The following is a 1047-nucleotide window of genomic DNA, read 5'->3' as shown; positions in this document are numbered from 1 at the left end:
ACTAGGGCGTGTCTGACGGATCTTGGGGTCGGACGGCGGCAGGGTGCAGTCGATGCGACAGCATCGAACCGTGGTCTCCGATGAGGCATGGGCGTGGATGGAGCCGCTGCTGCCGTCCTCGGCCGGTCGGCGAGGTGGGCGGTGGCGGGATCACCGGGAGGTGATCGAGGCGATCGCCTGGAAGTACCGGACCGGTTCGCCGTGGCGGGAGGTGCCCGAGCGGTTCGGGCCATGGCAGACCGCCTACGAGCGGCTGACCCGCTGGAGCGCCGATGGCACGTGGGCCAGGCTCCTGGCTCGCGCGCAGGCTGACGCCGACGCAGCCGGGGAGTTGGACTGGCTAGTGGCGGCGGACTCCACGATGGTGCGGGTCCACCAGCACGGCGCCACCGCCCGCCGCAGCAGCGGGAACGCCGCGACCACCGACGCCGACGCCGACCAGGAGGGCGATCGACGACGCTGAGCACCCGACCGGTGAGCACCTGACCGCTGCGGCGACCGACACCAAGGGCGCGGTGGAACCGGTGAGCGGTGAGCCGGACGACCATGCCATCGGTCGATCCCGGGGCGGGCTGACCACCAAGGTGCACGCCCTGTCCGATGGCGCCGGCCGGCTGCTGGTGGTCCTGCTGACCGCCGGCAACGTGCACGACACCACCATGTTCGGCCAGCTCCTGGCCGCGGTCCGGGTCGCCCGCGCCGGGCCGGGACGGCCGCGGACCCGGCCGGACTACCTGGTCGCCGACAAGGGCTACAGCTCCCGGGCCAACCGCGGGTTGCTGCGCGCCCGCGGCATCGGCCACACCATTCCGGAGAAGGCCGATCAGGCCGCCCACCGCCGACGCCGCGGCTCGACCGGCGGCCGACCACCCGGCTTTGACCGCGACCGCTACGCCCGCCGTAACAGCGTCGAACGCGGCTTCTGCCAGCTCAAACACTGGCGAGGGCTGGCCACCCGCTACGACAAGCACGCCCGGAACTACGCCGGCGCCATCAACCTCGCCGCACTACTCACATGGCTCCCGTGATCCGCCAGACACGTCCTAG

Annotated in this window: 1 pseudogene; it reads left to right on the top strand. The window is 72.4% G+C overall.

The features are described from left to right. The first annotated feature begins 52 nt into the window (after positions 1-52). A pseudogene (locus tag HK417_RS27450) lies at positions 53-1028 on the top strand (IS5 family transposase). Positions 1029-1047: the final 19 nt, after the last annotated feature.

Origin of the sequence: Modestobacter marinus, assembly GCF_019799945.1 — a bacterium.
Lineage (GTDB): Bacteria > Actinomycetota > Actinomycetes > Mycobacteriales > Geodermatophilaceae > Modestobacter > Modestobacter marinus_B.
The sequence above is the reverse complement of the archived record's forward strand: the minus strand, read 5'-3'. Positions and strand labels throughout refer to the sequence as shown.